Origin of the sequence: Hyphomicrobium sp. CS1BSMeth3 (genome assembly GCF_900117415.1) — a bacterium.
Classification (GTDB): Bacteria; Pseudomonadota; Alphaproteobacteria; order Rhizobiales; family Hyphomicrobiaceae.
The window spans coordinates 98517-114229 of sequence record NZ_FPEI01000003.1 but is presented as its reverse complement, the minus strand read 5'-3'; the positions used below and the strand labels follow the sequence as shown (position 1 = coordinate 114229).

At 68.0% G+C, this 15713-nt stretch carries 6 protein-coding genes and 2 pseudogenes; 2 read left to right on the top strand and 6 right to left on the bottom strand.

Annotated elements, in window-relative coordinates; translation table 11 throughout:
* Position 1: 1 nt before the first annotated feature.
* A complete protein-coding gene (locus tag CS1BSM3_RS02185) occupies positions 2-802 on the bottom strand; it encodes an ABC transporter permease (protein ID WP_083528166.1) in 801 nt (266 codons plus the stop codon).
* On the bottom strand, positions 783-1940 hold the full coding sequence (locus CS1BSM3_RS02180) for a polysaccharide biosynthesis/export family protein (protein WP_174263603.1): 1158 nt from the start codon (positions 1938-1940) through the stop codon (positions 783-785). The genes CS1BSM3_RS02185 and CS1BSM3_RS02180 overlap by 20 nt, the downstream gene beginning before the upstream one ends.
* 351 nt (positions 1941-2291) lie before the next feature.
* On the opposite strand from CS1BSM3_RS02180, the gene CS1BSM3_RS02175 reads away from it, so the two are divergent.
* On the top strand, positions 2292-3362 hold the full coding sequence (locus CS1BSM3_RS02175) for a capsular polysaccharide export protein, LipB/KpsS family (RefSeq protein WP_072385338.1): 1071 nt from the start codon (positions 2292-2294) through the stop codon (positions 3360-3362).
* Between the two features lie 13 nt (positions 3363-3375).
* On the opposite strand, the gene CS1BSM3_RS02170 is transcribed toward CS1BSM3_RS02175, so the two are convergent.
* From CS1BSM3_RS02170 to CS1BSM3_RS02145, 4 genes and pseudogenes are all read right to left on the bottom strand, one after another.
* Positions 3376-4413, bottom strand: coding sequence for a fibronectin type III domain-containing protein (locus tag CS1BSM3_RS02170; protein ID WP_072385337.1), 1038 nt, complete (start codon positions 4411-4413; stop codon positions 3376-3378).
* 1169 nt (positions 4414-5582) lie between these two features.
* Positions 5583-5849 (bottom strand): annotated as a pseudogene (locus CS1BSM3_RS28500) (DUF2793 domain-containing protein); the annotation flags it as partial.
* 120 nt (positions 5850-5969) lie between these two features.
* Positions 5970-7061: pseudogene (locus tag CS1BSM3_RS28495) on the bottom strand (DUF2793 domain-containing protein); the annotation flags it as partial.
* Between the two features lie 113 nt (positions 7062-7174).
* Positions 7175-7990 carry an SDR family NAD(P)-dependent oxidoreductase gene (locus CS1BSM3_RS02145; RefSeq protein WP_174263602.1) on the bottom strand — a complete coding sequence of 272 codons (816 nt, stop codon included), beginning with the start codon at positions 7988-7990 and terminating at the stop codon, positions 7175-7177.
* 232 nt (positions 7991-8222) lie between these two features.
* Between CS1BSM3_RS02145 and CS1BSM3_RS02140 the strand changes: the two genes are divergently transcribed.
* Positions 8223-15704 (top strand): type I polyketide synthase, encoded by a 7482-nt coding sequence (locus CS1BSM3_RS02140; RefSeq protein ID WP_174263601.1) that lies wholly within the window; start codon positions 8223-8225, stop codon positions 15702-15704.
* Positions 15705-15713 lie beyond the last annotated feature (9 nt).

The following is a 15713-nucleotide window of genomic DNA, read 5'->3' as shown; positions in this document are numbered from 1 at the left end:
GTCAGGTCTCGCCCGGCGGCAGGAAGCGTTCGGCAGCGAGGCCGGCGAGCGTCGTGGTGAGGCCCCAGCCGATCAGGTACTCGGCGCTGATGAAGTCGGGACGATAGCCTTCGTAGTAGCCATAGCGGAGCCATTCGATGCCGTGCAGGACCGGGTTCCACACCAGAATGTCGCTGACGGCGGAGGGCAGCATGACGGGCGTGAAGAAGACGCCCGACATCAGGAAGAGCGGGCGGCTGATCAGGCCTTCGATGTGACGCCACGAGCGGAAGTGCGCATTCAGAATGGCGTTCAAGGTGCCGAGACCGAAGCCGAGGAGCGCCAGCGCCGCAATGCCGGCCACGAAGATGTCGAGGCGGGCGGGCGGGGGCGCACCCTCGATGAGGACGAGCCCGGCGATGATGATCATCATCGATAGGAGGCTCGTTGCGATCTCGAGGATACTCCGCGCGATGAGCGTGTCGATGCGCTTGACGACCGGGAAGTGCAGGAGCGCCTTGTTGGCGTCGAAGGCATTGCCGAGTTGCACGGTGAGGCGACGCTGCAGGCTGAAGCCGAGCATGCCGATGGCGAGAAAAAGAAGGAGGCTCTGGCCGACGTCCGGTACGCGGCCGATCAGTTGGAAGGCGAAGGCGAGCACGAGAACGCCGCCGAGCGGCTCGATAATCGCCCAGAGATAGCCGATCTGCGCGCGGCCGAAGCGGACGCGGGTCTCGCGCAGGAGCAGCGCGGCGACGACACGCGCCATGATGGCGAGCGGGCTGCCGCGGCGTGCGGCGATGTCAGTCGAAGGCGCGGACATTGCCACGGAGATTGCCGAAGGAGCGCGTGCCGAGATCGATCAGCCGGAGGACCTTGGCAATCTCGACGCCGGGGGCATTGGCGATGTAGACGACGTCCTTGTCACGGAGCAGAAAGCCGCGGGCGTAGAAGTAGCTGCCCGGATCACGCAGGCTGAGGCGGTAGACGGTGGGTACGGTGCCGGTGCTTCCGAACTGTGGGGCATCGGGCTGGATGGCGCGAATGATGGCCGCGTTCTCGTAGCGGAAGATGAAGATGCCCGTGGCATCGGCGCGCTCGTCGAGGAGCCCGCCGGCGAGCGCCATGGCTTCGAGAACATTGACCTGCGAGGCGGGAAACACGTAGGCGCCCGGCTTGTGAACCGCACCGAAGACCGTATAGCGCTTGGGGTCGTGGTTGATGTAGATGCGGTCGCCGGCGAGGATGAAGATGTTCTCGCTCTGGTCGTCGATGATCTTCTCGAGGAGTTGCGTGCCGCGCTCCTGGCCGCGCACGAAGGTCACGTACACCTCGCGCGCGGGATGGCGTGCGCCACCTGCCTTGGCGATGACATCGAGCAGGCGATCACCGGTGGTCGAGAGGGCGTAGCGTCCCGGGTTGGTGACATCACCGGCGAGGACGAACGTGTTGCTCTCGGTGCTGGTGATCGAGACGACGACCTGGGGCTGGATGGCGCGGCCCTGGAGGCGCTCGACGATGAGCTTCTGCACTTCGTGCGGCGTGCGGTCATCGACCTTGAGAAGGCCGGCATAGGGAAGCGAGATGTGACCCTGCTGGTCGACCTGGAGCGCCGGGAAGGCCGCGTGCCGCTGCTCCTTGCCGGTGAAAAGCCCGCCCTCGCCGGCCTCGTAGACAGTGACGGCGAGGATGTCGCCGGCGCCGATGCGGGCTTTCGGCGCCGAGCCCGTGCGCATGAGGCTGGCGAAGCCACCGTGCCGCGTGCCACCGATGGCGCGGATGACGGCTTGGTTGATGTCGATGACGACATACTCGGAGGTGGGGGTGGTCTCAGGCGTGCCGCCGATCTCGCGGGAGAGCGGCCCGGTTGTCGGTATGATGCCGCAGCCGGCCATGGCGAGGCCGACCAGCGTGAAAAGGCCGATGAGCGCGGCGCGCAGGCACCGCCTGGCAGGCAGCAACAGCATCATCGTCCTCTATGGGCGCCGCGGCTCTATGACTACTTGAGATAGAGAAAGCTCATGGAGGAGCTCGAAGGCAAACTAACATTCTTCGCCCGCATCCACAATCTTGAGTAGTTGTCGCGGGAAAGAGATGTTGCCCTCGGGCAACTGCGGATAATCGGATCGGGCGCTGATAAGCTGAATAATTTGCCGAATATTCTTACTCTTGATGCCTGATGCTGCGCCTGAGGAATGCTGCGACCAGAATGGCCTTCCCCGTTTTCTACATCCTGTGATTGCGGATTGGAGTTTACAGCAATGGCCCCTCCGACCTTGTTTTGCAACCACTTATGGTTGTGGCAGGTGGGAATGCAGGACATCAACGCAGCGACGCTGTCGAGCGGCATCTGGCGACTACGGCATGTGCTTCGGGGGGCCGCAGGCTACGAGCTGGTCCGCTGGCCGCGGCTCGTCGGACCCGGGGCGTATGACGTGGTGGTCGGCTGGGGGCACAAGGCGACGGCGGCTTCCGCACGCAGGCTTGCACGGCACTACGGCAAGACCTACGTGGCCATCGAGGATGGCTGGATACGTTCCTTGCGCCCGGGGCCTCGCGAGCTTCCGCGATCGCTGATCCTGGACCATAGCGGCATCTACTATGACGCGGCGGCGCCATCCGATCTCGAGCGACTGATCACGGAACGTGTCGGCGCGACGGACAGTGAGACCATGCTGCGTGCAGAGAGGGGAATGGCGCGCCTTCGCGCCGAGGCGGTCTCCAAGTACAACGATGCGCCGCGCTTCGATGTGGCGGCGCTTGGGCTCGCGCCGCGCGGCAGCAGGAAGCGCGTGCTGGTGGTCGATCAGACGCGCGGCGATGCTTCGGTTGCGGGAGGCGCCGCGGAGGAGAGCACGTTCGGGAGGATGCTCGCTGCGGCTCAGGCAGAGCATCCGGGCGCCGAGATCCTGGTGAAGGTCCACCCGGAGGTCGTGAGCGGCGCGAAGCGAGGCTATCTCGCAGAGCAAGCGGGCGCGATCGATGGCGTGCGCGTGATCGCCGAAAGGGTCAACCCGTGGTCGCTGATCGAGGTGGTCGATCATGTCTATGTGGTGAGCAGCCAGCTCGGCTTCGAGGCGCTGATGGCAGGCGTGCCGGTGACCTGCTTCGGCGCGCCGTTCTATGCGGGCTGGGGATTGACGGACGACCGGTTGCCGATCTCGCGGCGCGTGGCGCGGCCAAAGCTCGCCGAGGTATTCGCGGCCGCCTATTTCGACTACGCCATCTACGCGGATGTCGGCTCCGGGCAGAGGATCAGCTTCGAGGCTGCTGTCGATCAGCTCGTGCGGGATCGGCGCCGCATGAATGCCGAAAGTAGGGTGGGTATCTGGTGGAGTTCGCGCAAATCAAACCCAGCACGCGAGCTTGTGCCCGCGCGCTGAGTGCGACGCCGCTTCAGAGCCCCATCTGGCTGGCCATCCAGGCTTCGACCGCATTGCGATCGCCGCTCGGCAGATCGGCGTACCTGCTGAAGTAGCCGAAGTAGTGCGCAGCACCGGCAGCGCCAGTGGGGCTGTAGGCGAAAAGCGCGGCGATGCTCGCGTTCCACCCGCGGTCGCCGGCGTCGCTGAAGCCTCCGAGCGCCGAGCCTCCATTGATCCACGCCTCGGGCGTCGCCCCGGGGCCCGAGCGAATGACAACAACGCTGCCGCTCGAAACATTGGGCGCGGCGCGCGTGTAGATCCTGCCAGCGAGGCAACCGATATAGAGGTCGCCAGCGAAGACCTGGCAATCGCCATTCGCCGGGCCGCCCGCGTCGGTGGTCGCAACCCAATTGCCTGACGACCGCACGCCGCTCACAGACGTGCGCGCGCCCACTGAGTTGGCAAGTGACAGTGCGTAAGCGTCGTCAGCGCCATCGGCTTCGAGGTAGTATTTTCCGCCGCCGGTCTGCCGCAGGATCATGCGGCGGCTGTCTGCTGTAGCTGTAGCCCAACCGCCGAGCGTTCCGAGATTACGGATGCTGCCGACAGGATCGCCGACGCCTGCGGGCGTTGTCGCCGATGCGCCGGTGCGCTCCTGCTTCAGCGTGGCGAGATCGGAGATCTGGAAGAACAGCTCAGGCGCGAGATCGAGCGGGTGGAAGGGCGCGGAGGCGCTTTCCGGCGTCACCTGCTTCGTGTCGCTCGCCGCGCCTGCGCCGATGCTGTTCACGGCGCGGAGCTCGACATCGTACGCCTGATCGTTCGTGAGACCGGTGATCGTGAAATTGGATGTGCCGCCGGATGACACCCACGCGTCGCCATCGAGGCGATACTCGATGTCCGTGATGGTCGCGCCGCCATTGCCCGGCAGCGCATTGATCGTGACGTCGGCCTTCTCGTCGCCGGGCGCAATCGACCAGTCGCTGGTCTCGAAGGCATCGGGCGCGGTGGGCGCGGGAGGCGAGAGCGAGGGCCGGAGCAGCCCGGCCCTGTGCAGCATGAGGCTCATTCGTCGTCTCCAATGGCGCCGGAGATCACCCAGGTGTCCGTGCCGATCTTGGCCAGCGCGGCGCCCTGCCAGCGCTTGGCGATGGTGGCCGCGCCGCCCGAGAGACCGTTGATCGTTACGCCTGTCGCGGCCTGGAGCGTGGTCGCGCCGGCGCCGATGCGCAGGACGTCGATGATGGCGCCGGTAGGAAAGGCGACGGCGCTGTTCGGCGGGATCGTCACCGTGTTCGCGTTCGCATTGTTCATCGTGACAATGCGGCCCTTGTCGGCGAGGTTGAGCGTGTAGCTCGTGCCGGTTTGCGCATTCACGCCGGGTTCGGCGAGGGCGAGGTCGCGGCCCTCGACATTGAGAATGCCCGCTGCCGTGCGCCCGAGTGTCGTGTCGGAAGCGTGGCCGATGTTGAGGGCGGTGAACTGTGGGGATGCGCCCGTGCCGAGGCCCGAAACATCTGCCTGCGTGATGGCGAGCAGGGCGCGCATGGCTGCGTAGTCCGTGGCAGCAACAAGATTGGAGCCGTCCGTGCTGAGGCCGAGGCCGACTGTCCGCATGAGGGTGTGCGTTGCCTGCGCGAGCAGTGTCCGGGCCGTGGCCGTAATGGCCGACTCTCCGAAGTCGCCGGAGACGGTCCAGGCGTCGGTTGCGGTCTTGAGGAGCGCGGCGGCCTGAAAGCGGCCGCCGATATTGCCGGAGCCGGCGGGCGTGCCGTTGAGGGTGACGCCCGTGTCGCCGGCGATCGTCGTCGTGCCGACGCCGAGCTGGATGACGCTGATGATCGTGCCAATGGGGAAGGCGACGCTGGCATGGGCGGGGATCGTCAGCGTGTTTGCGCCTGCGTGGTTCATCGTGACGAGGCCGCCGCGATCGCCGAGCGTCAGCGTGTAGGTGGTGCCGGACTGGGCATTGATGCCCGGCTCGATCGTGGCTTTGTCATCGAGCGCCGTCTGCAGACCGGTGATGGTGTCGATGGGCTGTGCGCCAGTGTGATTGGCGCGGTCGAAGGCGTCGGCCGCGATGCTGTTCGGGTCGTAGACGCTCGCGAGCATGTCGCCGCCGCCAGCGGGCGTGGTCCATGCCACGTCGCCGTCGTCGTTGGAGGCCTTGGCGAGCACCTGGCCGGTGGCGCCGCCGCTCGGCAGACCAGGGTTCTCGATATCGACGCCCGAGGGGAAGGAGACCGCGCCGGTGGCCTTGTCGATGAGAATGGCCTCGCGCCACGCGGTGCCGTCGGGGCTCACCTTGAAGTGGAAATCGTCGTCGCCCGCCGTGCCCATCTCGGCGCGGCCGGAGAAGGCGGTCTGGAAGAGGAACGACGCGGTATCGCCGGTTTCGGCCTTGTTGAGCTTGAGCTGATGGCCGGCGCCGGCATGATTGAAGAGTGATGCCGGCGAGGAAAGCGCGAGGCGGTTGGTCTCGTCGGCCGTTGCGTTGATGCCGAGGGTGTCGAAGATGGCGGCGTCGCCCGGCTGCACGGCGCTCTCGGCGAGGGCACCCTGGGCAGTGGTCGCGGCGTCGGTGATGCCGTAGCCGGAAAGCGTCGTCGGCGTCGACGTGAGATCGGCAAAGGCGTGGTCGTGGCCGCTCGATGCCTTGCCGTCCAGGGCTGTCTGCAGACCGGTGACATCGCTGATGGCGTGGCCATGGCTCGTGTTCGCTTTGCCAGCGAGCGCGCTGTCGATTTCGCCTTCGGTGTAGTAGCGGTCGTCGTGGGCGTGGGACGAGGAAGCCTTGTCGTCCAAGGCGGATTGCAGGCCGGTCACATCCGCGATCGCGTGTCCGTGCGATGCTGCCGCTTTGCTGTCGAGCGCGGATTGGAGGCCGGTGATGGTGTCGATGGGCTGTGCGCCAGTGTGATTGGCGCGGGCGAAGACATCGGCCGCGATGCCGTTCGGGTCATAGACGCTGGCGAGCATGTCGCCGCCGCCAGCGGGCGTGGTCCATGCCACGTCGCCATCGTCGTTCGAGGCCTTGGCGAGCACTTGGCCGGTGGCGCCGCCGCTCGGCAGGCCGGGGTTCTCGATATCGACGCCCGAGGGGAATGAGACCGCGCCGGTGGTCTTGTCGATGAGAATGGCCTCGCGCCATGCGGTGCCGTCGGGGCTCACCTTGAAATGAAAGTCGTCGTCGCCCGCTGTGCCCATCTCGGCGCGGCCGGAGAAGGCGGTTTGGAAGAGGAAGGAGGCTGTATCGTCGGCTTCGGCCTTGTTGACTTTGACCTGATGGCCGGCGCCGGCGTGATTGAAAAGTGATGCCGGCGAAGAAAGCGCGAGGCGGTTGGTCTCGTCGGCCGTCGCGTTGATGCCAAGCGTGTCGAATGCACCATCGCCACCATCGCCACCGCCCTCGCCTCCGCCGACGGCGACCCAGGCGCTGCCGCTCCAGGCCCTGAGCGCGCTTTCGCCGACGATCCAGGCGCGCCAGCCGGGGCGCGGCGCGAAGAAGGCCCACGCGCCGTCCTGGAAGGCGGCGATCTCGAGATCATGGCCGGTCCAGGCACCCGTGCCTCCCGCTGCGACGATGTAGCGATCACCATCGGCCGGCGAGACTGGTGGCGCCGCGATGTCGCGGGCGATGACGGCCAGATGCACGAGCGCGTCGAGGGCGCGGATGGCCTCGTTGTGCGTCACGTGCTTCTGGGCCTGGGCGGCCATGATGTAAGGGAGGCCGAGGTTGGGAGTGTCCGCCATGGATGCGCTTTCTGGCCATCAGGTTGCGCCTGAAAATCTAGCCAGCGTTCGTTGGGCGGGGATAAGCTTTTGCGGCCTCAGTTCGCGCGCGCAGGATCGCGGACGGCAAAGCGCAGTCGCCGACCGGCAAGCAGGCGAAGGGGCAGCGGCAGCAGACGGCCGAGCTGCGCAAGGAGCGCGAGGCGCGCCGGGAGCCAGATGCGGGACTGTCGACGTGCGAGTCCCGACACGATCCGGCGTGCTGCACATTCCGGCGACATCAGGAGCGGCAGAGCGCCGTCGTGGATCTCCGTCTGGCGGGTCGCGATGTGGCCCGGAGAAATGACGCTCACCCGGATGCCCGACGGCGCGAGAAGTCCGCGCAAGGCCTCGCAGTAGGCGCTGAGACCTGCTTTCGAGGCGCTGTAGGCGGGCGCATCGGCGAGCGGGAAGACGGCGGCAAGCGACGAGATCGCGGCGACGTGGCCACGACTGCGCGCGCGCATGAGCGGGGCCACGGCGTCGATCGTTCGTATGGTCCCTTCGAGGTTGATCCGGAGCTGGCTGACCGCGAGTTCGAGATCCTCGTGGGGCGCGCCCGGGCGGCGACCATCGAAATGGCCGGCATTGGCGATGAGCAGATCGATCGGGCGCCGGCCATCGAGAGCGGCGAGCCAAGCTGAAAGCGCGTCCGGCTTGGTGACATCGGCCGAGAGCACGACGACCTCGGCGCCTTGCTGGCCGCATTCGTCGGCAACGGCGGCGAGCGCCGCTTCATCGCGGGCGACGAGGCCGAGCAACATGCCCGGCTTTGCATAGGCGTGTGCCAGCGCGCGACCGAGTCCGCGGCTCGCGCCGGTGATCACCACGCATCGAGGGATGCAATGCCCTGAATTTCCGCGGTTCGTGAGCATGGCGCTGTCGATGTGTGGCCGTTTGGGCGCGGTGGAAGACATTGCACGGACGGAAGCGGAATACCGGCTTGTCCACCCCATGGATTGACGCTACCTCTAGTTGCATAACAGGTCGATGCTCGCGTGTCGATCGCGGCCGGCGGGGATGCAGGCAAATACCGCGCACGAGGCAGGCGGCGCTGGTGCGTCAAGGCCGTGAGGCTTGCTGCGTGTGGCTGGTGGAGTGCTCGTGTTGACCCAGACACAGGATTGCGAAGGCGAGATTTTCGTTGTCGGTCACGCGTGCCGGCTGCCGGGGGCGCCGAACGTTGCGGCGTTCTGGGATGTGCTCCGCGAAGGCCGCTGCACCATCGGTGAGGTCGGCGATGCGCGCTGGCCGCGTGCCCGCTACCTGCATCCGCGCCCCGGCGAGCCCGGCAAGACGTACACCTTCCGCGCCGGCACGATCGACATGCCATGGTCGTTCGATCCTGCGCCATTCGGCATGTCGCCACGCGAGGCTGCGCAGGTCGACCCGCAACAGCGGCTGGCGCTGGAACTCGTCTGGGAAGCGCTCGAGGATGCCGGTGTGCCGCCTTCACAGCTCGCAGGCACGCGCGTCGGTGTCTACGTGGGTGCGTCGTCGGTGGATCATGGCAGCCGCCGGGTGTTCGATGCTGCGGGCGGCGATGGCTACCACATGACGGGGAGCGCCCTGTCGCTGATCGCCAACCGGATCTCCTACTGCTTCGACTTCAACGGGCCCAGTCTCGTCGTCGATACGGCGTGCTCCTCGTCGCTGGTCGCGCTGCATCAAGCCGTCACTGCGCTGCGCGCGGGAGCCATAGACACGGCGATCGTGGCGGGCGTGAACGTCCTCTTGAGCCCCTTTCCCTTCGTCGGCTTTGCACAGGCGCGCATGCTCTCGCCGGACGGACTCTGTCGCGCTTTCGCTGCCGGCGCCGGTGGCTATGTGCGCAGTGAAGGCGGCGTGGCGCTGGTGCTGACGCGCGCCGGAGCTGGCGGGCTCGGGCACATGAGGCCACACGCGCGGATCGTGGCAAGCGGCATCAACTCGGACGGCCGCACAGTCGGTGTGTCGCTGCCCTCTGCCGCGGCCCAGGATCGGCTCCTCCGCAGCATCTATGATGAAGCGGGCATCGATCCCGGCCAACTGGCCTTCGTCGAGGCGCATGGCACGGGAACGCGCGTCGGCGACCCGATCGAGGCGCAGGCGCTCGGCGAGGCGCTCGGGCGGCGGCGGCGCGCTCTTCTGCCGATCGGCTCGGTGAAGTCCAATGTCGGGCATCTCGAGCCGGCCTCGGGTCTTGTCGGCCTGCTCAAGGCGAGCCTCGCGCTTCGGCACGATCTGCTGCCGGCGACGCTCCATGCGGATACGCTCAATCCCGATATTCCTTTCGACGAGCTGAAGCTTCACGTCGCGCAGGCGCCGGTCGAGCTCGCGACCTCCCGCAGGCCGCGCCTCGCCGGCATTAGTACCTTCGGTTTTGGAGGTACGAACGCTCATGTCGTCATCGCGGACGTGCCGGCGCAGCGGCGCGTGCGGAGCAAGTCTGCGGCACGCGGCCGGCACGGGGCCGATGCTCGACGCGTCGGCAGCATGGCGCCGGTCCATCTCGGTACTCTGCTCAGCGCCGAGACCGGACCGGCCCTCGCCGCTCTCGCCGGGCGACTTTCTACGACTGCGGTGGAAGGCGGTTCCGAGGCGGAGGTACTGGGTGCCGCGCTCGTCCATCATCGGGAGCTGCTGCCCGAGCGCGCGATGGTGCTCGGCGAGGCTGCCGTGGGCCTCTCGGCGCTGAGCCGCGGCATGTCGGCGCCGAGCGTCGTGCGCGGGCGCGCGATCGCTCGCGCCGCACCTGTCGCGTTCGTCTTCTGCGGCAATGGTGCGCAATGGGCCGGCATGGGCCGCACGGCCCTCGGCAACGACCCGATCTTCCGGCGCCACATCGTCAAGATCGATGCGCTCATTCAGCGCGAGGCGGGATGGTCCGTGCGGGACATGCTCGCGGCGGACGATCTCGACGAGGCGCTGAAGTTCACCAGCATTGCTCAGCCGCTCTTGTTTGCATTGCAGGCCGCCGCCGCTGACACGCTTCGCGAGCGTGGACTCGAGCCGGCGATGGTGATCGGCCACAGCGTCGGCGAGGTCGCCGCCGCCTATGCGGCAGGCCACTATGATCGGCGCCAAGCTGTGCGGCTCGTGCTCGCTCGTTCGGCGGCGCAGGAGTTCGCGCGCGGCCGGGGCCGCATGGCGGTGCTGCATGTCGGCGCATCGGAGGCCCGCCGGCTGATCGAGGCATGCGGCGCCGGCCGTGTCGAGATCGCGGCGCTGAACAGTCCGGCTTCGGTCACGCTCGTCGGCCCCGCGGAGGCGCTCGCGGACGTGCTCGGCGAGGCTGCCGCGACAGGGCTTTCGGGCCGGCTCATCGACAATATCGACTATCCCTTCCACAGCCGCGTCATGGACGGCGCCCGGCGGAGGCTTGCAGCCGAGCTCGGCAAGCTCACGGCATCGCCGGGACGCGCCACCTTCGTTTCCACTGTCGAGGGCCGTCCCCTCGCAGCGAGTGCGCTCGATGCCGACTACTGGTGGCGCAACGTGCGCCGGCCCGTTCTGTTCGCCGAGGCCGTCGCGCGGGCGGCGACGCTCGGGGCGGGCATCTTCGTCGAGATCGGCCCGCGGCCGGTGCTGAAGCCCTACCTCGACCAGTGCCTGAGGATCGCAGGCCTGCCGTACGCCGTCGTGACGACGTTCTCACGTGAGGAGACGCCGGCCGTCGACGCGCTCGCCACCGCAACGGCGTGCGCGATCGTGAACGGCGCGCGCTTCGACACGGACCGCGTCTTCGGGCCGCCGCCAGCAACCGGATGGCGCCATCTGCCGCACTACGCGTGGCAGCGCATCGAGCTGAAAAGTACGGGCACGACGGAAGCATTCGGTGGCGTCGAGAGCGAGCTTGCAGGGGCTGCCTCGGACGGTCTGATCGGCCATCGCGCAAGCGGTGACGCGACGGTCTGGCACGCGCATCTCGATACGGTCGTCTGTCCCGAGCTCGGTGACCATCGCGTGGCGGGCAAGCCTTGGATGCCCGCGGCAGCTTTCGTCGACATGGCGCTCGCCGCGGCTCAGGCTTGGTTTGGGCAGGAGCAGGTTGAGCTTCGCGATCTCGACATCGTGCGCCCGCTTGTGCTGTCGGGACAGACGATGGACGTGCGCACGCGCCTCGATCCCGAAACGGCCACATGCGAGATCGCAAGCCGCGCGCGCCTGTCGGACGATGCGTGGCAGGTGCACGTGCGGTGCAGGGTGGCGGTGCTTGCGGGCGATACGCCTGTTGCGCCCGACGTGCCGCCAGCGCCGGATGATCCGCGCGGGGTTTCCGCCGCGGATCTCTATGGCCGCGCCGGGCGCGTCGGGCTCGATTATGGTCCGGCCTTCCGCCGCGTTGGGGAGGTAAGGCCTGCCGGCGACGGTCGGCTTCATGTGCTGTTCGATCCGGCGGCGGCCGCGTGGCCGCGCGGCTTCGTGCTCGCACCGAGCGATCTCGACGGTGCCTTTCATGGTTTGCTGGCGCTTGCTGGCCAGCAGGATCAGGTGGCGAGCGCGCGGGCCTTCGTGCCTGTGCGCCTGCAGCGCGTGCGGGTCTTCCGCCCATCCATTCGGGCCGCGAGCGCCATCATCACAAGCCCCGGCACGCAAGCGCGGGATCTTTGCTGCAACGTGACGCTGCTCGATGAGCATGGGGCTCCGATCGCGCAGATCGAAGGGGTGCAATTCGCGACCTCGGCGCTCATGCCCGATCGGGAGACCGAGCAGATTGCCTATCACTTCACCGGCTACCGGCACCTGGACCCGCGACACGCAACGAGCGCACTTCCCGATCTCTTCGCGTTGCGGAGTGCGCTCGCAGAGCTTCCCGCGCCGGTGGTGGGGCCGAGCGAGGAGGCGGTGCTGCTGCTGGACGCGGCGGCGCAGCGTGCGGCCTATGACATACTCGCCGCCGGCGACTTCGCTGGCAGCGAGGTCGGACCAGGAGGCGACGCGCTCGCAGTTTCCGACGCCCGCCGAGCCGTGAGCTTGCAGATTGCGCGTCGAGGCGCGCTGATCGTCGAGAGGGAGGGCTGCGAGCGCCTGATCGAGGACTGCCCGATCCCACCGCTCGACCGTATCGTGCCGACGCTTCTTGCGGAGCATCCCGACCTCGGCGCGGAATGCGCACTCCTCGCCGACGTCGGCAGCGCATTCGGCGACGAGCGCAGTTGGACGCCGGCGCCGGCAACATGGCAGCACGCCTGCCTGGACTCGCCGCGTACCCGCGCCGTGCGCGCGCACGTGCTCGCGGCCATCGAGCACTTGCTCGCGCAATGGCCGCCGGATCGCCCATTGCGGGTGCTGCAGATCGGCGCCGATGCTCCGCTGATGGCGCCGGCGCGGCTGGATGGCCTTGTGTGCGCGGGCCGCCTGCGCCTCGTCATTGCGGACGACGATGCGGCTGTGCTCGAGGCGCTGCGCGGTTCACTCGAGAACGACTCGAGCGCGATCCTCACACCCCTTGATGACGAAGGACATGCGGAGATCGTGCGCCTCGGACCTTTCGACGTGATCGTCGGGGCGCAGGCGCTCCACCGCCTCGACAGCCGGACGATCGCGTCCGTGCGCACACTCGGTGCGGAGGGTGGCCTGCTCTTTGCCGTCGAACCCGATGCAGGACCATTCAACGAGCTCGTTCTAGGCCTCGCTGCTGCTCGCGGAACGCGCGCGAAACCCATGCGCGATGCGGTGCGCTGGCGCGAGACCCTCGTGCGCGCCGGCTTCATCGATGTCGAAGCAGAAGCCCGCGCCGATCTCGGCGGCGCGCTCGTGCTGAGCGGCCTCGTCAAGCGGGCGCAGAGCGTGGCGGTGATTGCCGGTGGATCTGGTGGTGGGGCCGGCGGTGCCGATGGCTTCACGCTCGGGAGGAATGTCCGCATTCTTGCCGTGGACCGGCGCGTCGCCGCACCTTTTGCCGCGCGGCTCAAGACAGCGCTCGGGGGGCGCTCGCCGGTCGCCATGACCGGCAGCGAAGCGGCTGCGCGCTGTGCCGCCGATGTCGTGGTGCTCGCGGGAGTGGGCGAGGACTGCAATCCGCAGCAAGCGATTGCCGATGCGATCGCGCTGATGAAGTCCGTGCTGGCCGATGCCGACACTGCGCCCGGGAGGCTCTGGGTCGTGGCACCGGGCGGCGCGCGCCATCTCGTCGGCGAGGGGGCGGTCGTGCCGGTTGCGAGCGCGGTCTGGGCCCTCATGCGGACGACCGCCAACGAGCATCCGGGCATCGACGTCCGCCTCGTGGACGTCTCCGAAACGTTTGACCAGGCGGCGGCTGCGCTCCGTCTTGCCGAGCTGATTGCCGCGCCAGGGAGCGAAAGTGAGATCGTTCTCACTGCCGGGGGGCATGTGGCCTTGCGTGCAGAGCCGGGTCTCGGGCCGGAGGGCGCGCGCGTACGGCCGGAAGAGGATGAGCGTGTTGCGCGTCTTGAACTCGCGCGGCCGGGCGTGCTGCAGAGCCTGCGCTGGTGCAGTGTCGAGCGCAGCGCGCCCGGCGATGACGAGGTCGAGATCGCGGTCGCGGCGGCGGGCCTCAACTTCCGCGATGTGATGTGGGCTACGGGAATTCTGCCGGCGGAGGCGCTCGAGGGTGGCTTCGCTGGCGCGACGATCGGCTTCGAATGCGCGGGCACGGTTCTGCGCAAGGGCGCGGGCGTCGGTCACCTCGACGTGGGGGACCGCGTCTTTGCCGTCGCGCCGGCGGCGCTTTCTTCGCACGTCACGGTCGCCGCGGCGGCTGTCGGGCGCCTCGCGGAAGGTGTGGATCTCGCAGCAGCAGCAACTGTGCCGGTGGCCTTCCTCACGGCGCACTATGCGCTGAACCATGTGGCGCGGCTTCGCGCCGGCGAGTGGGTTCTGATCCATGGCGGGGCCGGCGGTGTCGGCCTCGCAGCCCTCCAGATTGCACGCGCTGTCGGTGCGCGCACGATCGTGACTGCGGGAACGCGTGAGAAGCGTGCATTGGTGCGGCTCCTCGGTGCTGACCACGTGCTCTCTTCGCGCTCGCTGGCATTCGAGGACGAGGTTCGTGCGATCGTGCCCGAAGGCGTGCACGTGGTGCTCAACTCGCTGGCCGGCGCCGCGATGGAGCGCAGCCTGGAGCTGGTTCGTCCGTTCGGTCGCTTTCTCGAGCTCGGCAAGCGCGACTACTACGAGAACACGAAGATCGCGCTGCGCCCCTTTCGGCGCAACGTCGCCTACTTCGGCATCGATGTCGATCAGCTCATGCGGCACGATCCCGGCCTGGCGCGCGAAATGATGAGCGAGCTTTCCCGGCGCCTCGCGCGCGGCGAGCTGCGGCCGCTGCCTTACCGCCGCTTCGAGGGCGGCAACGTTCTCTCCGCCTTCCGGCTCATGCAGCAGGCGGGTCACATCGGCAAGATCGTCATCACGCCACCTGCGCCGCAATGTGTGGCGATGCCGGGATCAGCCCGTCCGTTCGCGGTCAGGCCGGACGGCGCGCATCTTGTGATCGGGGGGCTTAGCGGCTTCGGCACGGCGACAGCCGTATGGCTGGCCGAGCGGGGCGCGCGCACGCTCGTCCTCGCCTCGCGCGGTGCACATCCCGATGCAGACGCCGCTGCAACGATCGCCGATCTCGGCGCGAAGGGTGTCGAGGTCCTGCTGGAGGCGTGCGATGTCTCGGATGCCGACGCGGTCGCGCGTCTGTTGCAACGGATCAGGGACGCGGGTCATTGTTTGCGCAGCGTCTTCCACTGCGCCACCGTGATCGAGGATGCGGCGCTCGCCAATGTGTCGCCGGATGCTGTCGCACGCGTGCTGGCGCCGAAAGTGGATGGCGTCCGCCATCTCGATCGTCTGACCCGAGGCGAGAGTCTTGACCACTTTGTCGCCTACTCCTCGGTCACGACCATGTTCGGCAATCCGGGCCAGGCCGCGTACGTTGCTGCGAACGGCTATCTCGAAGGCATTGCGCGCGCGCGTGCCGCGGCAGGGCTGCCGGCGCTGGCCGTTGCCTGGGGTGCGATCGGCGACACGGGTTTTCTTGCGCGCAATGCGGGCGTGGCCGCTGAACTCGATGCGCGCGCGAAGGTCGCCACCATGATGGCAGGCGAGGCGCTTCGTCATCTCGAGGCCGTGCTGGCGCGGCCAGATCGCGCGCCGCCGGTCGTGACGATCGCGCCGATCGACTGGGCGGCAATGACCCGGCTTCTTCCTGTTCTCAAGCGACCGACGTTTGCGGCGTTGGCCGCGCCGCGTGGCCGCGCCGATGTTGCCGATGGGGCTTGCGATCTCGCGTCGGAAGTCGAGGGGCTCGATACTTTTGCCGCGACGGCCGTGCTGGTGCGCCATCTCACGCACGTGGTCGCCACTGTCATGCGGGCGCCGCCGAGCTCGGTGGAAGCGCGGCGCCCGCTTGCCGACATGGGTATCGACTCGCTCATGACAATCGAGCTGCAGTACGCAGCCAAGGAGCGCTTCGGCGTCGAGCTGCCGCTCGGCGCGCTCGCGGGAGGCGCGACGATCGAGGATCTGTCTGCAAAACTGCTCCAGCGTCTGAGGGGCGGAAGGACGGCTCCCGTCGGCGAGGCCGACAGCGCGCTGCTGACAAAGCATCTAGAGCGGCATGAGACCATGCCGCGCGCCGTGGCCGCGCAATAGTGCTGCCTG

Coding starts and splice junctions, on each gene's coding strand:
- CS1BSM3_RS02175 (WP_072385338.1), top strand. CDS start 2,292: ATGCAGGACATCAACGCAGCGACGCTGTCGAGCGGCATCTGGCGACTA.
- CS1BSM3_RS02145 (WP_174263602.1), bottom strand. CDS start 7,990: ATGCTCACGAACCGCGGAAATTCAGGGCATTGCATCCCTCGATGCGTG.
- CS1BSM3_RS02170 (WP_072385337.1), bottom strand. CDS start 4,413: ATGAGCCTCATGCTGCACAGGGCCGGGCTGCTCCGGCCCTCGCTCTCG.
- CS1BSM3_RS02185 (WP_083528166.1), bottom strand. CDS start 802: ATGTCCGCGCCTTCGACTGACATCGCCGCACGCCGCGGCAGCCCGCTC.